This window comes from Aquimarina gracilis, from assembly GCF_035285365.1.
Classification (GTDB): Bacteria; Bacteroidota; Bacteroidia; order Flavobacteriales; family Flavobacteriaceae; genus Aquimarina; species Aquimarina gracilis.
The window spans coordinates 130,579-153,060 of sequence record NZ_JAYKLX010000008.1 but is presented as its reverse complement, the minus strand read 5'-3'; the positions used below and the strand labels follow the sequence as shown (position 1 = coordinate 153,060).

Genomic DNA, 22,482 nt, shown 5'->3' with positions numbered 1-22,482 from the left:
AAGTTACCTTAGTAATACTTTTTAAAACCTAAACAATAACCACAATAAGTATTACACATCATGAAAATCGTAGACCTGTCCAAACCTATCAAATACAACAAATCAGACCCTTGGTTTATGCGTGTTAAAATTAAGCACAAACCTCATAAAAAGGCCAAATGGCTCATTCGAATTCTTGGATTGCCTTTTAGACTTTTTCCTAAAAATTTTGACGGATGGGCAGATGATACTATTCAAAAAATGGGGGTTCATTCCACAACGCATATTGATGCCCCATGGCATTATTCACCGACCACCAATGGTAAAAAGTCAAAAACCATAGACGAGATACCACTGGATTGGTGCTATGGTAAGGGCTTGGTAATCGACATGAAGCATAAGGAAGATTTTGACCCAATTACTGTAACCGATATTGAACATTTTTTAACCAAAAACAAGTTAAAAATCAAACCCGGTATGATCGTGCTCATCAAAACGGGAAGAGATAAGTATAATGGTACCAAAGACTTTCACAAAATCGGAACCGGGATGAGTGCCCAAGCAACAGAATGGCTTATCGATCAAGGAATCAAAGTAATGGGAATAGATTCCTGGGGGTGGGATTTGCCATTACCTTACATGATGAAAAAAGCCAAAGAAACTGGAAATTCTGAACTGTTTTGGGAAGCACACCTGGTAGGACAACACAAAGAATATTGCCATATGGAACAATTGGTTAATCTTGATGCGTTACCCTATACTGGATTTAATGTAGCTGTATTTCCTCTTAAAATTGTTGGTGCTTCTGCAGCACCTGCCAGGGTGGTTGCCATGTTTGAAGAATAACCTAAAATGGTCGGTAAACTACTTCAGGGTCCTCCCCGAAGGTATTAGATTGAAAAATGATTAGATTTCAAGACAAGCCTGGCAGCATTTAAATCTCGATTATCGAGTAAAAGGAAAATAAAATGAACTTATTCTTTAAAAATCTTATTGGTAGTGTATTTTTATTGTCTCTAATTTTAGGTTGCACTACCAAAAACACCTCAAAAGTAACCATAGCAACCGCTTCCAACATGCACATTGCTATGAAAGAAATTACCATGGCTTTTACCAAGCAAACAGGAATTGACTGCGATGTAGTTGTAAGTTCTTCGGGTAAACTTACTGCACAAATTAAAGAAGGAGCACCTTATGATGTATTCGTTTCAGCCGACATGAAATACCCAGAAGCACTTTATAAAGATGGACATACAACCGAAAAACCTAAAATTTATGGATACGGAAAGTTGGTACTTTGGTCGATAAACGAACATATAAAACCAGATATAATATCGCTCATCGATAATAGTATAGAACATATTGCCGTTGCCAATCCTAAAACGGCTCCCTATGGAGAAGCTGCAATCTCTGTGCTGAATAACGCATATATATATGATAAGATATCAGATAAGTTGGTATTTGGCGAAAGCATCTCTCAAACCAATCAATTTATTGTTTCTGGTGCCGCCCAGGTCGGATTCACAGCAAAATCTATGGTACTATCTCCTCAAATGAAAGAAAAAGGCCAGTGGATCGAAATTGATCAAACTTTATACACTCCTATCGCTCAAGCGGCTGTAATTGTGAAAAAAGACTCGACTAGCATCGCTGCCAAAAAATTCTATACTTTCTTATTCTCTGAAGAATCAAAAGAAATTCTTGAAAATTTTGGATACCTTGCTGCTATAAAATGAATAAAATACAGGGACAAATATCAAATATTGAGGTCAATGGAAGCCTTTCTTTGGTTACGACCAAAGTAAAAGAAGTATTGTTTAAAGCTATAGTTATAGAAACTCCAGAAACTGCCTCTTATCTTACGGTTGGAAACACCATTAATCTATTGTTTAAAGAAACCGAAGTAGTCATCGCAACAGGAAACACAAACAATATTAGTTTACAAAACCAGGTTAACGGAATTGTTGAAAAACTCGAAAAAGGAGCTTTACTAAGTCAACTAAATATCAAAACCGTTATTGGCGATATTGTATCTATAATTACAACAAATGCGATTTCACAATTAAATATTGAAGAAGGAAATACAGTGACTGCTATGATTAAAACGAACGAAATATCAATTAGCAAATGATAGATTGGTCACCTCTTATATTAACTTTTAAATTGGCATTGATAACTACAATTCTATTATTGCTTGTGGGGATTCCCCTTGCCTATTGGTTAGCCTATTCAAAATCAAAGATCAAACCGGTTATCGAGACCTTGGTAAGTATGCCGTTAGTGCTACCCCCAACCGTATTGGGATTTTATTTATTAATTGCTTTTAGCCCGAACAACTCTTTTGGAAATTGGCTAAATGAATGGTTAGGACTACGCTTGATTTTCTCATTTGAAGGATTGGTACTAGCTTCGATTTTGTATAGTTTGCCTTTTATGGTGCAACCTATCCAATCTGGATTGGCGGCACTACCCAAGCAACTTAAAGAAGCATCTTATGTGCTTGGAAAATCAAAGCTAAGAACAGCCATTAAAGTACTATTACCTAATATAAAAACAGCGTTGCTTACAGGTACCGTACTTTCGTTTGCACATACCATAGGTGAATTTGGAGTAGTGTTAATGATCGGGGGCAATATTCCCGGAAAAACTAAAGTAGCATCAATCGCAATCTATGACGAGGTTGAAGCCTTAAATTATAATACTGCCAATATCTATTCCTTAATTCTACTAGGAATTACCTTTTCTATTTTGCTAATTGTTTATCTGGTTAATGGTGGATATTTAAAAAAGTTTAGTAGATGATAGCATTGTCCTTACATAAAATGTTGCACACAGCTCAGGGGAATATGCTTTTGGATATCGCTCTAAATGTTCCCCATGGAGAGTTTATTACCCTATATGGCGAATCTGGAGCTGGCAAAACCTCTATCCTACGCATACTTGCTGGTCTCCTTGATCCAGATGATGGCAAAATAGCAATAAACAATGATGTTTGGTTGGACACTGAAAAAAAAATTAACCTTTCCCCTCAAAAACGGAAAGTAGGTTATGTCTTTCAGGAATACGCTTTGTTTCCCAATATGACAGTAAGAAAAAACCTTGAATATGCCTTAGAAAAAAATCAGAAGAATCAAATCATAGATGAACTTATTGATGTAATAGAATTAGGCGATTTACAACATCGTAACCCAAGTACCTTATCTGGCGGGCAACAACAACGAGTTGCTCTTGCAAGGGCACTGGTACAAACACCCGATGTATTATTATTGGATGAACCGCTGTCTGCACTTGATATCAAAATGCGGTTAAAACTCCAAGCCTATATTTTAAAGGTTCACAAAAAATATAATTTAACCACAATATTAGTAAGTCACGACATTGGTGAAGTTCTAAAATTATCTGATAAAGTGTATGTTCTGGAGGAAGGAAAAATTATCCGCTCTGGAACACCTTCAGAAATTTTTACGTCTCATCAAATGAGTGCCAAATTTAGATTTACAGGCGAGGTAGTTTCTATTCAACAAGAAGAAGTAGTTTATATTGTTACCGTGCTAATAGGCAACAATGTTGTAAAAGTAATCGCACAAAACTCTGAAATTACAGATCTTACTGTTGGAGATAAAGTCATGGTAGCCTCAAAAGCTTTCAATCCTGTAATTCAAAAGATTACATAAACTACAAAAAAGATGTGTCTAAGGCCAAACACTTAGAACCCTTAAAAAAATGTTAATAATTAAGGTGCCATGTTAAAATAAATCTTTATATTCGCAGCATAAATCTTCTTCACAGAGATCACACATTTAATTTTCATTTCACGTTTACTCTTAAATTAATTACCGAAGACATTTTTGGTAGGGTTTGTTTATTTTCCACCCTGCTTGCTTTGTAATTATATCGAAGGGAATCGGCTCGAATGTAACAATTCGGGTTTGTTGGGGGACACGACTGGTATATAATTACACTAAATTCCCCCGCTTATTTATGGTGGGGGAAATTTTTAAGATTACCACCTACCTACCTTGATACTCTCGTAGTATAATAAATATGTTATTTTAGTACATTTTAATTAACCTTAACCAAAGACCATTTCTGAATTTACTATGAAAAAGTTTTTATTTATAGGAATCTTTATCAGTTCGATTATTTTCTCATGTAGTAGCGATGACCAACCTCAACCAAATCCAGAATCCGAACCTGAACCAGAAGTAGAATTGTCTTCTCAAAATAATATAACAGAATTGGTGTTAGAAAATAATGGTATAGATTATCTTACTTCTATATCATCTACAAATATTACGATTAATAATGACCTCCCTTATGGTACAGAAGAAATGACCATTAAGTCTCTTAAAGTATCTGAAAAGGCCGAGGCAAATATTACTGCTGGCGAAACAAAAAACCTCTCTAATGGTTCTTTTGAAATTATTGTTACTGCAGAAAATAATGAATCAAAAAAATATATCGTTACGGCAACTTTTGAGGAAAGAACTTTTAACGTTACTGTGTTTGACCCTGTTACCGTTTCAAAAACGTATAACACTCCTACCTATGCACATTACATGCCTTGGTTTGAAAGTCCAGAATATGCCGAGTTTCCACAAACAGATAAAGGGAATTGGGGGCTGCATTGGACGATGGCAAATAAAAACCCTTTAAACATTGATGCCAATGGTAAAAGAGAAATTGCTTCGCACTATTACCCTTTAATTGGTCCTTATGACAACGGAGAACCAGATTATCTAGAATATGCGGTCGTTTGTATGAAACTTTCTGGTCTAGATGGCATATTGATAGATAATCCTGGAATAACCGATGTTTATGACGGGAGATTATTGCAAGATCATACCGATGCCATTATTCCATGGTTAGAAAAAGCCGGACTCCAATACGCTTTGGTATATGAAGATTCGGCTCTAAAAAATGCTGAAGAACAAGGTATTATTTCTAACAGAGTCCAGGAAGCAAAAAGAGTAATTGCGCATATGGAAACGAATTATTTTTCTTCTAATAGCTATATAAAAGTTGATAATAAACCTCTTTTACTAAACTTTGGACCACAAGCTATATTTACAGAAGCAGAATGGCTCGATGTCTTTTCAGGTTTATCCGAAAAACCTATATTTATTCCCTTACCCTATAGGAATTTAGGAGCTGCTGCTGAAGGTGAGTTTGGATGGGTTGACGAATCTATTAATAACAACTTCTACCAAAGGTGTATCGATGTTAATCTTGATGTTTGTATTGGTGGTGCCATGCCTGGATTTGATGACTATTATCAAGAAGGAGGCTGGGGTAATGGGTTTACATTTTATGACGATCGCAACGGTCAACTTTTCAAAGAATCTTTGGATAGAGCCAAACTAAATGATATTACCATGTTGCAAATCATCACATGGAATGATTGGGGAGAAGGAACCATAATTGAACCTTCTGAAGAATTTGGATATGATAGACTAACGGTGCTACAAGAGTTTTTGGGTGTTTCTTATACTGAAAATGACGTATCGCTAGCCGTAGATCTATATCAAAAAAGAAAAGAATATAAAGATGACAGCTATGCAAATCAAGTAATGGATCAGGTATTCTACTATCTGATATCCCTTCAAATTGAAAAAGCAAGAGATTTACTTAAGCAATTATAAAGCTATGGACAATAAAAAATTAGATGCAATTTTTAGATCATTATCCGATCAAGTCGAAGGTACTGACGGAAATTGGGAATTTGTAATAAATGACATTCACTTTGTTTGTTTAACTGATGAGTTGCATAATCGTATGCGTATCATTGCTCCTATTAGAGATCATGAAACGATGTCTGAAAAAGATATTAAACGTTGCATGGAAGCCAATTTTCACTCTGCTTTGGATGTGAAATATTCTATTTCCGGGAAAGTACTTTGGGCGGCTTTTATGCACCCCTTAAAAGAACTTTCAGAATTTCAGGTCGAAGACGCTGTGCAACAGGTATATTCTGCCGTCATGACCTATGGAACTTCATATAGCAGTTCTAATCTATACTTCCCAACAAAAGATGATAGGCGTAATCGAATGAATTGATTGTTTAAACCGAAATTACTTCTTCATCAGAAAGTAATTCTTCTTGCCGAAGACGAAGTAAAATTTGGGCTACGGCTACAGTATCTTTTTCGCAATAAATAATAATACGATCGATATCTTGATCGTCGTAGTATACATTTCGTACCTGGCTACCATCAATATCATCTTTTGGCGATGGAATCCCCAAAATATTCGTTAGTAATTTTAATGAGGTGTAATGTTTATAATCTCCAAACTTCCATAGATCCAGGGTATCCAAGTGTGGTACCTCCCAAGGTTTTTTACCAAAAAGATTGAGCTTGTAGGGTAATGTTATATTGTGGATAATCATCCTGCGAGCAATATATGGGAAATCAAACTCTTTCCCATTATGCGCACAAAGTAAATGTTGAGGGCCACTAAAATGAGTTTCAATAAGATTTTTGAAATCCAGCAAAAGTTGTTTTTCTTCTCCATGAAATGAAGTGGTTCTAAAGGATCTTGTTTCCCCTTTAAAAGTAAAATATCCTACAGATATACAAACTATTTTACCAAATTCTGCCCAAATACCGGCACGTTCATAAAATTCTTCTGGTGAGAATTCTTCTTTTCGTTGATATTTGGTTTTGTCGGCCCAAAGGTATTTCATTTCCTCACTTAGACCATCAAAACTTTTATGTTCAGGAACCGTTTCAATATCCAGAAACAAGATATGTTCCAGGTTTAATTTATGAAGCATTCTCTAACATTTTATACCCTTCTTCAATGAAGATAAAAAAGTCTTCGGTAAAAGATTCGCCTGGCACAAAGTCCCCTCTATTATGCCCTAGTCTTACTATTATAACATCATCCTTGGGAATACAAATTACATATTGCCCAAGGATACCTCGCATGGCAAAGATTTCTTTATCCAAATGATCTGATAACCAAAAACCATAGCCGTACATATCGTCTTTTTCGAATCTTTTTTTGGTAGCCAGTTCTGTAAACTCTACGGGTAATAATTGCTTACCTGCAAAAACTCCTTTGTTTTTGAATAACACACCAAATCTGGCAAAATCTCTTGCATTACTCGCTACACAACAATAGGCTTTTTCCATACCGCTATCTTCACTATCCAATTGCCAGATTGCCTCTTGCTCCATTCCCATTGGTTTCCAAAAACTTTCACTTAAATATTCAGACAATGGCTTTCCTGTAGCCTTCTCTATTACCATTCCCAGCAGTTGGGTGTTTCCGCTTAGGTATTTAAATTCTTGTCCAGGTTCTTCGACCACTTCCAACCCTAATAACACCTCTCTAATATTTGTATCATAATATGCCTTGGCCGTGATAGAAAAAGGGCTTTTATAACTTTCTTCCCAATTGAGTCCAGAGGACATTGAAGAAAGGTCCCCTACAGTTGTTTTTGCCGCCAACCCTTCAGAAAACTCGGGAAAAAAATCTCCCAGCGGTTGGTCTAGACTTTTTATATAACCATCCATTATGGCTTTGCCTAGCATGGCCGTTACCATACTTTTTGCCATCGAGAATGAATTGGTTTTAGATTCGGTACCATATCCTTCGGCATACTTTTCATACCAAATACTGTCATTTTTAATAATCATATATGCCACAGTACCTAACTTATCGTTAATTTCATTCAACCTATCTGTTGCCTGGGTAGTATTATACTTTTTATGAATTGCCCAGGGGATACTTTTTGTACCAGTTTTAATTGGGCGATTGTCAAAATGCGTGTAATCGTCCAGATAGGCAGTATTATGACCCGTCATGTATACTACACGTACTCCTTTGAAGATATATTCACTATCAAAAACATATAATAAACCAATACATAATACTATGATTGCCAAAAGTCCTTTTAAAAAATTCTTGAAGATTCGCATGTTGAAGTTTAATTAGTGTGAAATTGAATTCTACCAATTTAATTAAAAAAAATGAACGACTTAAAGTGCAATGATAAAATAAGTCAGTTTCATTTTTTGAAACTATAAAAATGTTTTTTAGAAATTTTTGTTTAGAACAAAGATTGTTGTTTTACCGGGTTTTCATGATCCAGCAACCATTTTTTTCGCCATAATCCGCCGGCATAGCCAGTAAGTGACCCATCGCTGCCAATGACACGATGACAAGGTACAATGATCCATAAAGGATTTTTACCATTGGCCGTTGCAGCAGCTCGAATACATTTTGGGTCTCCCAATCGTTTGGCCATATCGAGATAAGTAGCAGTTTTCCCAAACGGGATTTTGAGTAACTCATTCCACACCTTTTTCTGAAAATCGGTGCCCAAGGGATTGAGTTTTAAATCAAAATGGGTGCGATTTCCTTCAAAATATTCGGTAAGTTGTGCTACAGCCTCTTGTAATTGTGCCGGTATATTCTTTGAAAGTTGTTTTTTGGATTCTCTGGTAACCGAAACACTAGAAATACCATTCTTATCACCAGATATTATGGCAATTCCCAATGGTGTTTCAATGTAGGCTTCATTACTCATCGTCTTCTAAAATACCCAGTTTTCTAGCTCTGTTTTCCCAATTTTTTCGTGCGAGATCTTGCATATTGGCATCGGTATCGCTTTCATCTACAATTTCCAATCCTAATAAGGTTTCAATTACATCTTCCATCGTTACAATCCCGCTTATCGAACCATATTCATCAACTACCAAGGCAATATGTTCTCTTTCTTCTACCAATTTTTCGAAAAGATTGGGTACCGCGACATTTCGCCCAACTACGATTAACTGTCTCTTAATATCTCCTAGTCTCTTGTCATGCTTATCCTCTGCCATTTGCTTATAAACCTCATCTTTCAAAACATAACCGGTAATATTGTCCGGATTATCTTTGTAAACCGGCACTCTTGAAAATCGAAGGTTTTTATTGGCTTCAAAAAAATCGGAGACACTTTGATCTTCTGGAGCCATTTTAAGAACTGTTCTAGGGGTCATGATACTCTTGGCCTGTATGGCTTTAAAGTTGAGTAGATTTTTAATCACTTTGGATTCAGACTCCTCAAAAACACCTTCTTCTTCAGCAATATCGGCCATGGCGGTGAAATCTTCTCTGCTTAAAACTGATCCATGATGCCCTTTACCACCAATAAGTTTTGTGGTGAGTCTAAGCAACCATAAAATCCCCGTATATTTAAGAGGAGCTATGAGTGCCAACAAGGCTTTGGATGTGAAGTTTGCCAATTGTTTCCAGTATGTAGCTCCGATGGTTTTGGGTATAATTTCAGAAACAACCAAAATTAAAATAGTCATTATTGCCGATACAATTCCCACAATATTTACCCCTAGGATTTCAACCTTATATGGTAGCTGTTCTGCTTGCACTCCTACCAAAATTGCTCCTACTGTATGCGCAATAGTGTTTAAGGTAAGAATGGCAATCAAGGGTTGATCTACATCTTTTTTTAAGTTCTCTAAAGTGGTGGCATAGGGCTTCCCTTCTTTTTTCTTAACGTTTATAAAAGTAGGGGTCACACTAAGTAATACTGCTTCTAGAATCGAACATAAAAACGAAAAGAAAATAGAAAGTACTGCGTATATTATAAGTAAGGTCATTGCGTTAAAAATATGCTACTAAAGTAAGGATTTGAATACAACTTTGATAATACCGCTACGTTTATTTACTCACTTTGATCATATATTCCTGAAGCGCCTTTAGTTCATCTTCAGAAAATGTTTTGATAATAGCAAAGTTTGTTTTCATTACGGCATACGTTTCTGGATCTACAATCGGATCTGCTTCTTGTTTTAGAAACGCTATCAAATCTCCATTTTTTTCTTTATAAATCTTCATAATTTCTACTACTCCCGGTCCAATTGATTTCTTATCAATTTTATGACATGTGTAACATTTTCCTTTTCCATTAAATATATTTTTACCGGTTTCGAAGACTGAAATTTCTTTCTTCTTTGTTCCGATTTTGATATCTTCTTTTTCTTTTTTTTCTGACTGGCAACTCACCAAAAGTAGAGTCATAGACAGTATAAGCAGGCCTGTTTTTTGCATTGTATGTTTATGTATATTTTTCTTTAATTTTTTCAATATCTTTTACAAATCGCTCTAATAAATCATTAGAGAAATTAGTGATTAACTTTTGTTCTTCGGCATTGACTCCTTTACTAGCATCAGCAATTTTGGTAAGCGCGTAAATCATAAAATCATATTCGTGATCGGGGCCATTATCTGAAAATACCTCGATGACCTTCTTATATAGGGTTTCTATATCATTTTGATTTGTACTTTCATAATCAAAAGACCATTTGATTTCTTTTCCTTTTGGGTGACCCTGTAAGATTTCTTCAAGAGTTTCAACTTCTTCTTTTTGGATAACCCCATCACTCATGGCCAGGACGTATAGCAATTCTCCAAAAGTTCGATATAATCTTTCTCTGCTCACCATAGCGTTTCTAATTTAAAAATTCTTACAACTGATACATGTTTTATTTCCTCTCCCTTGACGGAGAGGATTAAAGTGAGGGTGTTTATAAAAAATCCCCTCATCCTGACTCCAACACTTCGTCTCGCCTATTGCCATTATAATGTCGTCCAAGGAGAAGGAACGCTATAAACCCTACTATAAAAAACTCAAATCATCCTAAGAGCTTTACAACATCTTTGGCAAAATAGCTGGCAATAATATGTGCTCCTGCTCTTTTAAAAGCCATAATTTGTTCTAGCATCACTTTATCGTGATCTAACCATCCTTTTTCTGCTGCGGCCTTGAGCATAGCATATTCTCCACTTACTTGATAAACGGCAACGGGTACATCTACATTGTCTCTTACATCTCTTACCAAATCAAGATATGCCAAACCAGGTTTCACCATCACAATATCGGCACCTTCCTCGATATCCATTAATGTTTCTTTAATGGCTTCATCTCGATTTGCAAAATCCATTTGATAGGTTTTCTTATCTCCAAATCCAGGAGCAGAATCCAAAGCATCTCTAAAAGGCCCATAAAATGCCGATGCATATTTGGCGCTATAGCTCATGATACCTGTATTCTTAAAATTTTCCTGCTCGAGTAGCTCTCTTATAGTTAGAATTCGTCCATCCATCATATCGCTGGGAGCTACAAAATCAGCACCAGCGCGCGCATGAGATAGCGACATTTGTGCCAGCACTTCGCATGTTTCATCATTTACAATATATCCATCCTCTACAATCCCATCATGACCATAAGATGAATATGGATCCAGTGCAACGTCGGTCATTACCAACATATCTGGTACTGCATCTTTTACTGTTTTTATAGCACGCTGCATTAACCCATCGGCATTTAGGGCCTCGGTACCTTTATTATCTTTAAGTTTATCAGGAACTTTTACAAACAACAACACCGATTTTAAACCCAATGACCAAAGTTCTTTAACCTCATTTGTAAGCAAATCCAGACTATATCTATAATAGCCGGGCATAGAAGAAATTTCTTCTTTGACACCTTTTCCCTCTACTACAAAAAGAGGAACTAAAAAATCATGAGGGGTAATTGTATTTTCTCTCACCAAAGAACGAATAGCATCATTGGTTCTAAGTCTTCTGTTTCTGCGAAGTTGTTGCATTCTATGAATTAATTTAATGCTACAAAGATAAGCATATGTTTTGGGTAATGATCTTATTAAAATCACAAGAAATTGAGCATTAAAATATACTAAAACTTTTTAGTGTCGTTATTGGTAAAACTCTTATATATTTGAACGCCAAAGTTTTTATGTCTTTTATTACAAATAGCTATAATCTTGTAACAAAACCTTAACTACACATACTAACTTTAAAAACATTGAAATAGAAAAATTCTGAATTATGCTGACCATAAAAAATCTCAATAAAACTTATCCTAATGGTACACAGGCGCTTAATGATGTTTCGTTAACCTTAGAAAACGGAATGTTTGGTTTATTAGGCCCCAACGGTGCGGGAAAATCTACGCTTATGCGTACCATAGCTACCTTACAATTAGCAGATTCTGGTTCAATTGAGTTTGATGGTATTGATATTTTTAAACAACCGGGAGAATTAAGAAAAGTATTGGGGTATTTGCCTCAAGACTTTGGTGTATACCCAAAAGTTTCTGCAGAAATGATGCTTAATCATATCGCAAAAGTGAAAGGAATTAATAATAAGGCAGAACGCAAAGGTTATGTTGCTGATCTGCTTGAAAAAGTAAATCTTTACAAGTTTAGAAACAGAAATCTAGGTGATTTTTCGGGTGGTATGCGCCAGCGTTTTGGGATTGCACAGGCATTGTTGGGTAATCCAAAATTGATTATCGTAGATGAGCCCACGGCAGGTTTAGATCCTCTGGAACGTAATCGTTTTCATAATTTACTAAGTGAACTTGGCGAAAACGCAGTGGTTATTTTAAGTACCCATATTGTTGATGACGTTACCAATTTATGTCAAAAAATGGCCGTTTTTAATGAAGGTAAGATTTTGGTTCAAGGAAATCCACAAGAGTTATCCGATACCTTGAATGAAAAAGTATTCAGAAAACATATTGATAAATCTGAGCTACCTGCTCTAGAAAATGAATATACAGTATTATCCAATTATTTAAGAGGAGGTAAGTTTTATGTAAACGTGTATAACGAATCAAATCCGGGAGACGGTTTTGAAGCCGTATCTAATGACCTCGAGGATTTCTACTTCTACTGTATTAATAAAAAAGAAGAGGAGGCAGCACTATGAAAGAAACCTTTTTATTTGAGCTGCAATACCGCCTAAAAAGACCAGCTACTTGGATTTACATTGGTTTGGGTATTGGATTAGCTATTCTATTTGCTGCATTACAACGATCTTCGACTGCCGAGTTCGTAAATAGCCCCACAAAAATCACAAATGTGGTATCTGCCATATCGGTAATCAGTATTTTCTTTTATGCCGCTATCATGGGAGTACCCATTTTTAGGGATCACGATCATAAAACTGCACAAACGTATTTCACATTTCCCATTCCAGAAAAGTCGTATGTTTTAGGGCGTTTTTTGGGTAGTTTTACGATTACTACCCTGCTTAACCTTGGAATTTTACTTGGTGCCATAATAGGCTTTGGTATAGGCGAGTTTTTGGAACGCCCTGATTATGGGGATTACACTGCTTTTGATTTCTCTTCTTACCTACTTCCGTTTATTTTTATACTACAAATCAATGCCTTGCTGGTAGGGTCATTGTTTTTCTGTTTAATGGCTTTTTTCAAAAAGATGCCAATTATATATTTAGGGGGTATTTGTTTATTCCTATTAAATACTATGGCAGAAACCTTACTAGGGAATCTGGATAATCAATGGTTGAGTATATACCTTGATCCTTTTGGCGGAGAAGCTTTTGATTATGTAAAAAAATATTGGTCTATTAATGAACGTAATACAAACCAACTCCCCGTACACGGTAAATTCTTAATCAATAGATTATTATGGCTGGGGATTGGATTGGCATTTTTCCTAATCACACTTTTTAAATTTGATTACAAGAAGTTCTTACTTTCTAGTAAGAAAGAAAAGAAAACCAATAACGATGCCTATCAACCTTCGTTAATTACTTCGGTCACCCAGGTGTTTTCTAAGAAAGCTGAAAGACAGAATCTATTTTCCCTTAGCAAAATAGAATTCTTATCTATTGTAAAAGACCCGGTATTTGTTATTCTATTGGTTATTGGCATTGTAATTTCGGTAATCACAATTTTTGTGGCCAACAAAACCTACGGAACACCAAATCTTCCTCTTACACGCTATATTGCGTTCTATGCATCGGGGGGAATATCATTGCTTTCTGCCATTATTCTGGTAATCTATTCGGGAGAAGCCGTTCATAGAACCCGAAAAAACAAAACTTTTGTGTTTTATGATGCGTTACCCATAAGCGATGCTAGTCTATATTTTTCAAAAATTATTGCCTTATTTGGTGTGTCTGTGATTTTGGCGTTTACCAATATCGTTATTGGTATGTTATTTCAGACCTTTAATGGCTACTTTGCCTATGAACTGGATATGTACTTGATTTACAATTTTGTAATTCTGTTTCCCGGTTTGATTATGACGGTTCTACTAGCATTTTTTATTCACGTATTGGTCAATAATAAATTTTTGGGACACTTCATTGTCATCGTATTGTATATAGGATTACCCTTATTGGTCACCTTAGGATTCAAAAGCACCAATCCTTTGTTGATTTTTGGACAACCTACACCTTTTTTTATTAGCGATCTTAACGGTTTTGGTCATTACCTTGGCGGAATCACCTGGATGAATTTATACTGGGTATTATTTACGGCTATTTTAATGATGATTGGTAAGGTTTTCTGGACCCGCGGATTCTTTTCTTCAGTTAAAGAACGATTATCTCTGGCCAAAGAACGATTCGATAGTAAAACAATTTTAGCATCTACATTGATTGTTGTAGCCTTTATATCTATTGGTGCCTATAGCTATTATAATTTGAAAGTAATAAACACTATTCAAGATGGAAATTATACAGAAGAAGTAGCGGCAGATGCCGAAAAGAAATACGAAAAATACATTGGCAAAGAGCACCCTATAGTAACCGATCTTAAAGCGTATATTGATGTTTTTCCTAAAGAAAGAAATCTCACAGCCAAAGGGGAGTTTAAAATTATAAATCCTCACCAAAAAGCCATCGATACATTGCTACTGGAAGTACAGTATCCTGGTCAGCATTTCACATTAAAAAAGGTAATATACAAAGGACAAGAGCTGAACCCTGTCGTTACTGATTCGGTATATCGTATATATTTCTATAAGTTACCAGCTCCAATGCAACCAACAGAAAAAGCCGATCTTACCATAGAGGTTGAAGCCCTAACCAAAGGGTTTGCCAATGCTATGCAAACCCAGGTGTTGCACAATGGATCTTTTTTTAACAGTACTATTTTTCCGAGGTTTTACTACGAACGAAGCTTGGTAGACAACGGTGTTCGGGTAAAACATGGATTAAAAAAACTGGATTATTTGTACCCACCACGTACAGATTCTATAGCCCTTAAAAAGAATCTATTTAATGAAGATGCTCATTATATCAATTTTGAAGCTGTAGTAAGTACGGCTCAGGATCAAATAGCTTTAGCCCCAGGTGTATTGGCAAAAAAATGGAAAGAAAATGAGCGTGCTTATTACCACTATAAATTAGAATCACAAACCGACCTGTTTTTTAATGTAGTTTCGGCTCGATATGATATAGAAAAGTCTAGTTGGACTGCCCCCAGTGGAAAAAAGGTAGCCATAGAAATCTATCATTCCCAAAAACACAAACGCAATCTGAAACATTTTATAGACGGTGTTAAAGTAGCTTTGGACTATTGTTCCAAAAACTTTTACGAATATCCCAACTCGGTACTTCGAATTGTTGAATTTCCTGCCCATACCACCTTTGCACAATCTTTTGTAACCACTATTCCATATTCTGAAGATTTTGGTTTTGTAGCCAACTTTGATAAGGCAGAAGATTTTAATTATGCTTTTAGAGTAACAGCTCACGAAGTCGCTCACCAGTGGTGGGGTCATATCGTAACACCTAGCAAAACGTCGGGAGCCAATATTATCTCTGAAACCTTGGCAGAGTATACGTCATTAATGACTATGAAGCAGGAATATGGGGAAAACGGAATCAAAAACTTTTTGAAATATTCTTTGGACGATTATTTAAGAAGTAGAGCCTTTAGTTTTAAACCCGAACGATCCTTACTCAATGTAGAAGTGGGCCAGCATATCTGGTATCGCAAAGGGTCTATGGTCATGTATGAGCTACAGGATCTTATAGGCGAGGATAAAATTAATGCTGCATTGAAAGGTTTCTTAAATGAGTACAAACATTTTGAAAAAGGAGTATATCCAACCTCAGAAAATCTATTCGATGCTCTTTATAATGTCGCTCCAGACTCGTTAAAATATAGTGTGGTAGATGGTTTTAAAAAGATCGTGTTGTACGAAAACCGTGTTGTTGCCGCCAAGACCAAAAAACTGGATAACGGCACCTATGAAACCACATTTACTGTAAATTCGAACAAAATTTATTATGACGATAAAGGAAAAGAAGAACGCACCGATGATAAAACCAACTATATTGAGGTTGGACTGTTTGGCGAGGATATTATAGATGATCAAGAAGTACCCCTTAAAAATCCATATTACTTGGAGCGTAAATGGTTGCAACCGGGAGATAATACGTTTACGATTATCACCGATAAAAAACCAATCAAAGCAGGGATTGATCCCTATAACAAGTTAATCGATAGAAATTCTAATGATAACCTTAAATCTGTAGAAGAGTAAGTTTTTATCTTTAGGATTTTTAAAACCCCAATCAAAGAGCGCTGTTTTGATTGGGGTTTTTGTTTACTTCATTTTAAACACTTAAGGGTTCATAAATTTCTTCCCAGTAACGAAAAATGAAACTCGCAGCACCTATCATTGGATAATTTTTAAGGAAAAACAAGCTTGAAACTCCGGCAGCTTATTATCCCATCAGAATGTGTTGCCGGAAAACCCGGCACAACTTTCCGAGCGGGGAATATGCTGCCGGAAAACCCGGCACGTTTTTCCGGGCCCGGAAAAACGTGTCGGGTTTTCCGGGGCGTTTTTCCCAGGTGTAGAATCATTCTAAATAATTTAAGTTACATATAACCTATGAACCATGTATTGGTCATGCTACAATGAAAAAGTTTTAAGAACAGAAAATTTTCAAAGTACACCCGTACTTTCATAGAGCCTGGCGAAGAACAAGATCTCGATGCCATGAAGCTTATAATCAGCAAAGAGGTGTCATGGATGAGATTATCGAAGAAATAGAAACTAATATACTGTAGAGTGATGCTATAGACAATTTGAATCAACGTAAACATTTTAATGAAATGAAAACCGCACATCAAAAATTTGATACTCTTTTTAAAGATCGTATAAAAGAGCAACAACAAAATCAATCTGATTTAAGTATTACCGAGTTACGAAAACAAACCTCCCTGTCCTTACAAGAAGTATTAGATTGGATCTTTATTCATGCCAAAACAAAAGGAATTGTTTTTGATTTTTTGTTTTAATTAACTCTCTGTGTAACAAATACTTCTATTTTGGGTCTTATTTTTACTGTCTATAAAGGCAACTTTTACCGTATTAATATCGTCTATAATAACGAATACATATTTGAACAAAATTTTAAATCATGACAAACAAAAATATCGGGGCAGCACTTTTATTTTTTTCTTTCACCTTAATGGCATCCGCTCAAACCATTGCATCTCGTATTGTAGATAAAAAAACTAACGAGCCAATTCCGTATGCTACTATACAGCTATCAGAAAATCAAGGTATAATCACTAATGAAGAGGGAAGATTTAGCGTTACTCTTGAGGACACTAGACCACAAACCGATTCGATCTATATTTCATCCATGGGATACGAAAAAATAGGAATCGCAGTAAATCAGTCTACTGATAGTATTATTTATCTGGCTCCAAAAGCTATAGAATTAAATAGCGTTTATGTTTCGAACAAGAATTTAACCATCGATGAAATTATAGAAAATGTAAAGAATCGACTGGATCAGAATTATAATTTTGGGTTATCGCAAAAACGGCTGTTTTTTAGAAAATCAGAATTTAGTAATATCAAAAAACTAAATGTTGATTTCAAGAAATCTACCATTGAAGAACTTAATAAAAAACTTATTGATAGTGTTGTTTCTATTATTCCAAGAAAGTCACAATATTATACCGAAACCTTATGCAATCTCTATGGAGATTTTGAGAAAAGAAAGCTACATATCATTAAAGCTGCCGAGTTATACGATAAAAACAACGAAGTATCTATGGAAGCTATGTCTAAACGTATGGAAGACATATTTATGAAAAATGTAAAGCCCGATTCATATCTAAAAATAAAATCAGGAATTTTTGGAACCAAAGTCCAGGTCGATTCTATTCTCGAAAACAATGAAGAAGCCAACGCAGCTAAAGATGAAATCAAAGATAATAAAGAAGATAAAAGTCATTTTTTGAAACATCGAAAATCTGAACTTAAAAGCCTTATGTCGAGCTTCTTTTTCAATGAAGATGTAATGTCCAATTTCCTAAATAAGTCAAACCGATATACATTTGAGCTAGTCGATTATACAAATATCGAGGATTATAGTGTGTACATCATCAGTTTTACGCCAAAAAGGAAAGAAGATTTCGAAGGAACACTCTATGTAAATACCGAAGATTTTGCAGTAGTGCGAGTTGATTATCAAAATGTGAGAAATCTTAAAAACTTTAAGCTCTTAGGACTCCAATATCGAGACAATCTATATAAGGCAAAGATGCTATTCAACAAAGGAGGTAACCAAAAATATGATTTGAAATACCTTGAAATGTATCGAGGAAGATATTTTGGTGTAGATCGACCTCTCAAGGTGATCGAAAAAAACAAGCATGTAAAAGGCCGTCGAAAACAAAACGAATTAGCATTAGAAATCGATGCCGGTTTTGATAGTATGAATAAATATGAAATCGTGGTTTTCGACACTAAGGAATTAACACAGGCCGATTATGACAATAGTAAAGAAAATAAGTCAATTAAGCCTGAGTACTTATCCAAATATGATCCTCAATTCTGGCAAGGATACAATATTATTGAACCCAATGCAGCGATAAAACAATTTACAGCGGCTCCCGAAACAGAGTGAATTGGATAATTAATGAAGGAATTTGAATAATTGAAATTGCCTAACTCCCCTCTTGAGAGGGGTTGGGGGTGTGTAAAATGAGCAAGAAAAGAAAAATAATACCATATAATCCTAAATTAAAAGAACTAGCAAGACAGTTAAGAAATAATAGTACAAAAGCAGAAATTATTCTTTGGTTAAAGCTAAAAGGAAAACAAATGCATGGCTATGATTTCCATAGGCAGAAACCCATAGATGATTATATTTTAGATTTTTTTTGTCATGAACTTATGCTTGGTATTGAAATAGACGGATACTCACATGAATTAATAGAGATATATCAAAAAGATCAGAAAAAGGAAAAACGAATGAACGAGTTAGGAATAACTATTCTTCGATTTACAGATAACCAAGTTTTAAAAGACATGTTTAATGTATTACTTTCAATAGAAGATTATATTCGCCGTTTTGAAAAACACACCCCTAGCCCCTCTCAAGAGGGGAATTGATGTATTATTTACAGAAATAAATATACTATTTACACAATCTCCCCATCAAGTAAATTAATGATTCGAGAGCCATAACTAGTATTCTTTTCTGAATGTGTCACTTGTATAATCGTTACCCCCTGGTCATTCAATTCTTTAAAGGTTTCCATGATTTCTTCTCCTTGTTTTGAGTTTAAGTTTCCTGTAGGCTCATCGGCAAGAATAAGTTTGGGATTAGCGATAAGAGCTCTTGCAATTCCCACCAATTGTTGTTGCCCACCGCTAAGCTGTGCAGGAAAAAGATCTTTCTTACCAACAATATTAAAACGATCCAACATATCGGCTACCCGTGCTTTTCTTTCTGAACCACCATACTTTTTGTACAAAAGAGGCATTTCAAGGTTTTCTTTTACGGTTAGCTCGTCGATCAAATGATAGGATTGAAATACAAATCCGATATATTGTTTATAAAGGTTCGATCTATGTTTTTCTTTAAGTTTATGAACAGATTCATCAAGAAAAGTATATTCACCCTCATTGAAATCATCCAACATCCCAAGAACATTGAGTAATGTGGTTTTTCCTGATCCCGAGGGGCCCATGATTGAGATAAAATCTCCCTCGTGTACCCATAAATCAATATCTTTAAGAAGGTGTACTTTTTGACCTCCAGATTGTACCCATTTTGATATTTTATTTAGTTGTAAAAGCATTTTATTTAATTTTTGAATATGATTTTATTATTTTGTTAAACCCCAAAGGTTTTGAAAACCTTTGGGGTCTTGAAATTTTATTTATTCGGTTCGTAAACTATTTACGGGATTGGTATTAGCGATTTTTATGGTTTGAAAACTCACCGTAATTATGGTAATAATTACTGCAAACAACAAAGCAACTGCAAATACCCATATTTCGATTGGTGTTCTATATGCAAAATTGGTAAGCCATCGATCCACAAGGAAATAGGCTATAGGTGAAGCCAATAGTACAGATATTAACACCAGTTTTGTAAATTCTGAAGAAAACAACAGTGCCAGCTGAGATACTTTTGCACCAAGTACTTTTCTAATTCCCAATTCTTTGATTCGCTGCTCTGCCGAAAAAGCAGTGAGTCCAAATAATCCAAGACAAGCAATAATGAGTGCCAAAACTGTAAAAATATTCAGTACGGTTGCCATGCGTTGTTCGGTTCTAAACGTTTCTTCAAATTCCTGATCCATAAAACTATACTCAAACAAAATTGAAGCATCCATTCCTGCCATTTCTTCTTTGATATCGTCAATTAGCGCTTGAAGATCCCTTGTATTTTTAACAACATTAGGATTAAGTCTAGCCGATAAGAACGTGAGCCCTCTTTGATAATTCCATACCAAATCATTATCCTGATGTAATATCACCAGTGGTGCAATTTTTTCTTTGGTACTATTAAAATTGAAGTTCTTCACCACGCCCAACACCTCAAGCTTATCTTCATTTTCATTGGTCATTTCGACATATTTACCAATAGGAGAATTAGCTGCAAATGTCTCTTTTGGTCCCCACCCCAATACTTTAACCGCTTCTTCATTCAATATCACTCCGTATTTATCATTCTTACGTTCTGGGTCAAAATTTCTACCCGCCAGAAATTCTACTCCCAATAAATCCAGATAATCACCTTCGGTTCTAAAATCACTTAGATTGATTGCGGGCGTTTGAGATTCTGAAGCTTTATACCGATCTCCAGACCAGATATAAGGAGGGATACCATAGGATCTACCAACATGAGTAAAGGCCGAATTGGCTTCCAATTTCGATTTTAAGACTTTTACATTTTGTCTTAATTGTTCTGTATTATGTATCTGTAAGACATTATCTTTCGCCAGTCCAAGATCTAGTGATGACGAATACGCCAATTGTTTTTGTACAAAAAAGGTACAGATTATCAATGCAATTGATATGGTAAATTGAACCACTACCAATCCGTTACGCATCTTTTTCCCTTTAAATCCGGCACTTACTTTTCCTGTTAGTGTTTCTATAGGTTTAAATGCCGATAGGTAAAACGCAGGATAGCTACCCGCCAAAATACCTAAGAACGCTACAAAAGATACTAAGATTACCAAAAACACAGGATTACCCAGCATAGACAATAAGGATAACTCTTTTACGGCTATAGAATTAAATACATTTAATAGTAGTTGAACAATTATAAGTGCAAATACAGTACTTATACATACAAAGAGAGTAGACTCTAGGATAAACAGTTTGATTAATTTTCTTCTTTCTGAGCCCAATACTTTTCTAATTCCAACTTCTTTGGACCTCTTTGAAGATCGCGCAGTAGAAAGATTCATGAAATTGATGCTACTCAATACCAGGATTAAAATTCCGATAGCGCTAAAAAGTTTGACGTATTGTGGATTACCATTTGGTCCAAAACGGTGCTCTGCAGGATCATCTGATAAGTATATTTTTCTAAGTGGTTGCAAGTACAATTTCCATGGTTTTCCTGCTGTAAATTCATCATAAGTCTGATTAAAAATACGCTCGGTAGTATTGGCCGCCCATTTGGGAGGTATCGCCTGAATTTTTTGACGTAAAGCTTCTATATTGGTTCCTTCTTTCACCAGACCATAGGTTGAAAATCCGGTCCAAACCCATAACCAACCGTTTGATTTCATTCGTTCAGAAATGCTGTTTAAGGATATCAACATATCAAATTGAATATGAGACTTTGATGACACATTAGCTACTACTCCGGTAACGGTAAAAGTACTCCATGACCCATCATTTTCTCGTATTTCCAATGTTTTGTCAATAGGGTTTTCTTTTCCAAAATAACGCGCTGCCGTTTTTTGTGTGATGACAATGCTTTTTGGATCTTTAAGCGCCGTTTTAGGGTTTCCCTGAAGAAAATTAAAAGAGAATACTTCGAAAAAATTTTCTTCGGCCAAATAACATTGCTCTTCTTTATACAAGGTATTCTCTCTTCCCTTCAAATTTGTACGCATGGTCTGTGCCCCTTGATCCAATAATCTGGTGATCTGTTCAAATTCTGGAACATCGGAACGCAAAGCAATTCCTAAATTTGGCCCATTTGATGCGTATTGATCATTCCAATCTTCCCAAATGTGAGATTGATTTACTCTGTAAATGCGATCTCCTTTTTCATGAAAGGTATCATAGGTCATTTCATCGTATACATACAACCCGAGCACCAAACAAGTGGCGATTCCCAGGGTAAGTCCAACAATATTGAGAAAAGCAAATTGTTTTTGTCGAATCATGCTTCTCCAGATAATTTTGAAATAGTTTCTGATCATGA

At 35.5% G+C, this 22,482-nt stretch carries 21 protein-coding genes; 12 read left to right on the top strand and 9 right to left on the bottom strand.

The window, feature by feature from the left end:
- The first annotated feature begins 60 nt into the window (after positions 1-60).
- The 7 genes from U6A24_RS17325 (at position 61) to U6A24_RS17295 (ending at position 6,036) form a co-directional block, all read left to right on the top strand.
- Positions 61-825, top strand: a complete 765-nt coding sequence (locus U6A24_RS17325; RefSeq protein ID WP_324181262.1) for a cyclase family protein — start codon at positions 61-63, stop codon at positions 823-825.
- A 122-nt stretch (positions 826-947) separates the two neighbouring features.
- Positions 948-1,715 carry a molybdate ABC transporter substrate-binding protein gene (gene modA, locus U6A24_RS17320; protein WP_324181261.1) on the top strand — a complete coding sequence of 256 codons (768 nt, stop codon included), beginning with the start codon at positions 948-950 and terminating at the stop codon, positions 1,713-1,715.
- Positions 1,712-2,110, top strand: a complete 399-nt coding sequence (locus U6A24_RS17315; RefSeq protein ID WP_324181260.1) for a TOBE domain-containing protein — start codon at positions 1,712-1,714, stop codon at positions 2,108-2,110. Before modA ends, U6A24_RS17315 begins: the two co-directional genes overlap by 4 nt.
- Positions 2,110-2,781 (top strand): molybdate ABC transporter permease subunit, encoded by a 672-nt coding sequence (modB, locus tag U6A24_RS17310; protein ID WP_407654069.1) that lies wholly within the window; start codon positions 2,110-2,112, stop codon positions 2,779-2,781. The genes U6A24_RS17315 and modB overlap by 1 nt, the downstream gene beginning before the upstream one ends.
- Positions 2,778-3,653: an ABC transporter ATP-binding protein gene (locus U6A24_RS17305; protein WP_324181258.1), complete on the top strand. Its 876-nt coding sequence runs from the start codon at positions 2,778-2,780 to the stop codon at positions 3,651-3,653. The genes modB and U6A24_RS17305 overlap by 4 nt, the downstream gene beginning before the upstream one ends.
- Positions 3,654-4,079: 426 nt before the next feature.
- Positions 4,080-5,621 (top strand): glycoside hydrolase family 71/99-like protein, encoded by a 1,542-nt coding sequence (locus U6A24_RS17300; RefSeq protein WP_324181257.1) that lies wholly within the window; start codon positions 4,080-4,082, stop codon positions 5,619-5,621.
- Positions 5,622-5,625: 4 nt separating this feature from the next.
- Positions 5,626-6,036 (top strand): hypothetical protein, encoded by a 411-nt coding sequence (locus U6A24_RS17295; protein WP_324181256.1) that lies wholly within the window; start codon positions 5,626-5,628, stop codon positions 6,034-6,036.
- A 4-nt stretch (positions 6,037-6,040) separates the two neighbouring features.
- Here the strand turns inward: U6A24_RS17295 and U6A24_RS17290 are convergent, their stop codons facing one another.
- From U6A24_RS17290 to hemB, 7 genes are all read right to left on the bottom strand, one after another.
- Positions 6,041-6,754, bottom strand: coding sequence for a 3'-5' exonuclease (locus U6A24_RS17290; RefSeq protein WP_324181255.1), 714 nt, complete (start codon positions 6,752-6,754; stop codon positions 6,041-6,043).
- Positions 6,744-7,904: a serine hydrolase domain-containing protein gene (locus U6A24_RS17285; RefSeq protein ID WP_324181254.1), complete on the bottom strand. Its 1,161-nt coding sequence runs from the start codon at positions 7,902-7,904 to the stop codon at positions 6,744-6,746. The genes U6A24_RS17290 and U6A24_RS17285 overlap by 11 nt, the downstream gene beginning before the upstream one ends.
- Positions 7,905-8,035: 131 nt before the next feature.
- The gene (locus tag U6A24_RS17280; RefSeq protein WP_324181253.1) at positions 8,036-8,515 is read right to left on the bottom strand and encodes a methylated-DNA--[protein]-cysteine S-methyltransferase; all 480 of its coding nucleotides are present in this window, start codon (positions 8,513-8,515) and stop codon (positions 8,036-8,038) included.
- Positions 8,508-9,587 carry a CNNM domain-containing protein gene (locus U6A24_RS17275; protein WP_324181252.1) on the bottom strand — a complete coding sequence of 360 codons (1,080 nt, stop codon included), beginning with the start codon at positions 9,585-9,587 and terminating at the stop codon, positions 8,508-8,510. Before U6A24_RS17275 ends, U6A24_RS17280 begins: the two co-directional genes overlap by 8 nt.
- Positions 9,588-9,648: 61 nt before the next feature.
- Positions 9,649-10,038: a c-type cytochrome gene (locus U6A24_RS17270; RefSeq protein ID WP_324181251.1), complete on the bottom strand. Its 390-nt coding sequence runs from the start codon at positions 10,036-10,038 to the stop codon at positions 9,649-9,651.
- 7 nt (positions 10,039-10,045) lie between these two features.
- Entirely contained in the window at positions 10,046-10,432 is a 387-nt protein-coding gene (locus U6A24_RS17265) for a tellurite resistance TerB family protein (RefSeq protein WP_324181250.1), read from the bottom strand.
- A gap of 190 nt (positions 10,433-10,622) precedes the next feature.
- Positions 10,623-11,597, bottom strand: a complete 975-nt coding sequence (gene hemB / locus U6A24_RS17260; RefSeq protein WP_324181249.1) for a porphobilinogen synthase — start codon at positions 11,595-11,597, stop codon at positions 10,623-10,625.
- Positions 11,598-11,838: 241 nt separating this feature from the next.
- Between hemB and U6A24_RS17255 the strand changes: the two genes are divergently transcribed.
- The 5 genes from U6A24_RS17255 to U6A24_RS17235 all read left to right on the top strand — a co-directional run bounded on the left by U6A24_RS17255 (position 11,839) and on the right by U6A24_RS17235 (position 19,196).
- Positions 11,839-12,723 (top strand): ABC transporter ATP-binding protein, encoded by an 885-nt coding sequence (locus U6A24_RS17255; protein ID WP_324181248.1) that lies wholly within the window; start codon positions 11,839-11,841, stop codon positions 12,721-12,723.
- A complete protein-coding gene (locus tag U6A24_RS17250) occupies positions 12,720-16,319 on the top strand; it encodes an ABC transporter permease/M1 family aminopeptidase (protein ID WP_324181247.1) in 3,600 nt (1,199 codons plus the stop codon). Before U6A24_RS17255 ends, U6A24_RS17250 begins: the two co-directional genes overlap by 4 nt.
- Positions 16,320-16,861: 542 nt before the next feature.
- A complete protein-coding gene (locus tag U6A24_RS17245) occupies positions 16,862-17,083 on the top strand; it encodes a DUF6261 family protein (protein ID WP_324181412.1) in 222 nt (73 codons plus the stop codon).
- Between the two features lie 122 nt (positions 17,084-17,205).
- Positions 17,206-18,708 carry a carboxypeptidase-like regulatory domain-containing protein gene (locus U6A24_RS17240; RefSeq protein ID WP_324181246.1) on the top strand — a complete coding sequence of 501 codons (1,503 nt, stop codon included), beginning with the start codon at positions 17,206-17,208 and terminating at the stop codon, positions 18,706-18,708.
- 77 nt (positions 18,709-18,785) lie between these two features.
- A complete protein-coding gene (locus U6A24_RS17235) occupies positions 18,786-19,196 on the top strand; it encodes an endonuclease domain-containing protein (protein ID WP_324181245.1) in 411 nt (136 codons plus the stop codon).
- A gap of 29 nt (positions 19,197-19,225) precedes the next feature.
- On the opposite strand, the gene U6A24_RS17230 is transcribed toward U6A24_RS17235, so the two are convergent.
- Together U6A24_RS17230 and U6A24_RS17225 are read right to left on the bottom strand one after the other, a co-directional pair.
- Positions 19,226-19,888 carry an ABC transporter ATP-binding protein gene (locus U6A24_RS17230; protein WP_324181244.1) on the bottom strand — a complete coding sequence of 221 codons (663 nt, stop codon included), beginning with the start codon at positions 19,886-19,888 and terminating at the stop codon, positions 19,226-19,228.
- Positions 19,889-19,969: 81 nt separating this feature from the next.
- On the bottom strand, positions 19,970-22,480 hold the full coding sequence (locus tag U6A24_RS17225) for an ABC transporter permease (protein WP_324181243.1): 2,511 nt from the start codon (positions 22,478-22,480) through the stop codon (positions 19,970-19,972).
- Positions 22,481-22,482: the final 2 nt, after the last annotated feature.

Excerpts from the sequence above, each read along its gene's own strand:
- U6A24_RS17225 (WP_324181243.1), bottom strand. The coding sequence starts at position 22,480 with ATGATCAGAAACTATTTCAAAATTATCTGGAGAAGCATGATTCGACAA.
- U6A24_RS17300 (WP_324181257.1), top strand. The coding sequence starts at position 4,080 with ATGAAAAAGTTTTTATTTATAGGAATCTTTATCAGTTCGATTATTTTC.
- hemB (WP_324181249.1), bottom strand. The coding sequence starts at position 11,597 with ATGCAACAACTTCGCAGAAACAGAAGACTTAGAACCAATGATGCTATT.
- U6A24_RS17325 (WP_324181262.1), top strand. The coding sequence starts at position 61 with ATGAAAATCGTAGACCTGTCCAAACCTATCAAATACAACAAATCAGAC.
- U6A24_RS17295 (WP_324181256.1), top strand. The coding sequence starts at position 5,626 with ATGGACAATAAAAAATTAGATGCAATTTTTAGATCATTATCCGATCAA.
- U6A24_RS17255 (WP_324181248.1), top strand. The coding sequence starts at position 11,839 with ATGCTGACCATAAAAAATCTCAATAAAACTTATCCTAATGGTACACAG.
- U6A24_RS17280 (WP_324181253.1), bottom strand. The coding sequence starts at position 8,515 with ATGAGTAATGAAGCCTACATTGAAACACCATTGGGAATTGCCATAATA.
- U6A24_RS17305 (WP_324181258.1), top strand. The coding sequence starts at position 2,778 with ATGATAGCATTGTCCTTACATAAAATGTTGCACACAGCTCAGGGGAAT.
- U6A24_RS17265 (WP_324181250.1), bottom strand. The coding sequence starts at position 10,432 with ATGGTGAGCAGAGAAAGATTATATCGAACTTTTGGAGAATTGCTATAC.
- U6A24_RS17275 (WP_324181252.1), bottom strand. The coding sequence starts at position 9,587 with ATGACCTTACTTATAATATACGCAGTACTTTCTATTTTCTTTTCGTTT.
- U6A24_RS17250 (WP_324181247.1), top strand. The coding sequence starts at position 12,720 with ATGAAAGAAACCTTTTTATTTGAGCTGCAATACCGCCTAAAAAGACCA.
- U6A24_RS17235 (WP_324181245.1), top strand. The coding sequence starts at position 18,786 with ATGAGCAAGAAAAGAAAAATAATACCATATAATCCTAAATTAAAAGAA.
- U6A24_RS17290 (WP_324181255.1), bottom strand. The coding sequence starts at position 6,754 with ATGCTTCATAAATTAAACCTGGAACATATCTTGTTTCTGGATATTGAA.
- U6A24_RS17230 (WP_324181244.1), bottom strand. The coding sequence starts at position 19,888 with ATGCTTTTACAACTAAATAAAATATCAAAATGGGTACAATCTGGAGGT.
- U6A24_RS17270 (WP_324181251.1), bottom strand. The coding sequence starts at position 10,038 with ATGCAAAAAACAGGCCTGCTTATACTGTCTATGACTCTACTTTTGGTG.
- U6A24_RS17315 (WP_324181260.1), top strand. The coding sequence starts at position 1,712 with ATGAATAAAATACAGGGACAAATATCAAATATTGAGGTCAATGGAAGC.
- U6A24_RS17240 (WP_324181246.1), top strand. The coding sequence starts at position 17,206 with ATGACAAACAAAAATATCGGGGCAGCACTTTTATTTTTTTCTTTCACC.
- U6A24_RS17285 (WP_324181254.1), bottom strand. The coding sequence starts at position 7,904 with ATGCGAATCTTCAAGAATTTTTTAAAAGGACTTTTGGCAATCATAGTA.
- modA (WP_324181261.1), top strand. The coding sequence starts at position 948 with ATGAACTTATTCTTTAAAAATCTTATTGGTAGTGTATTTTTATTGTCT.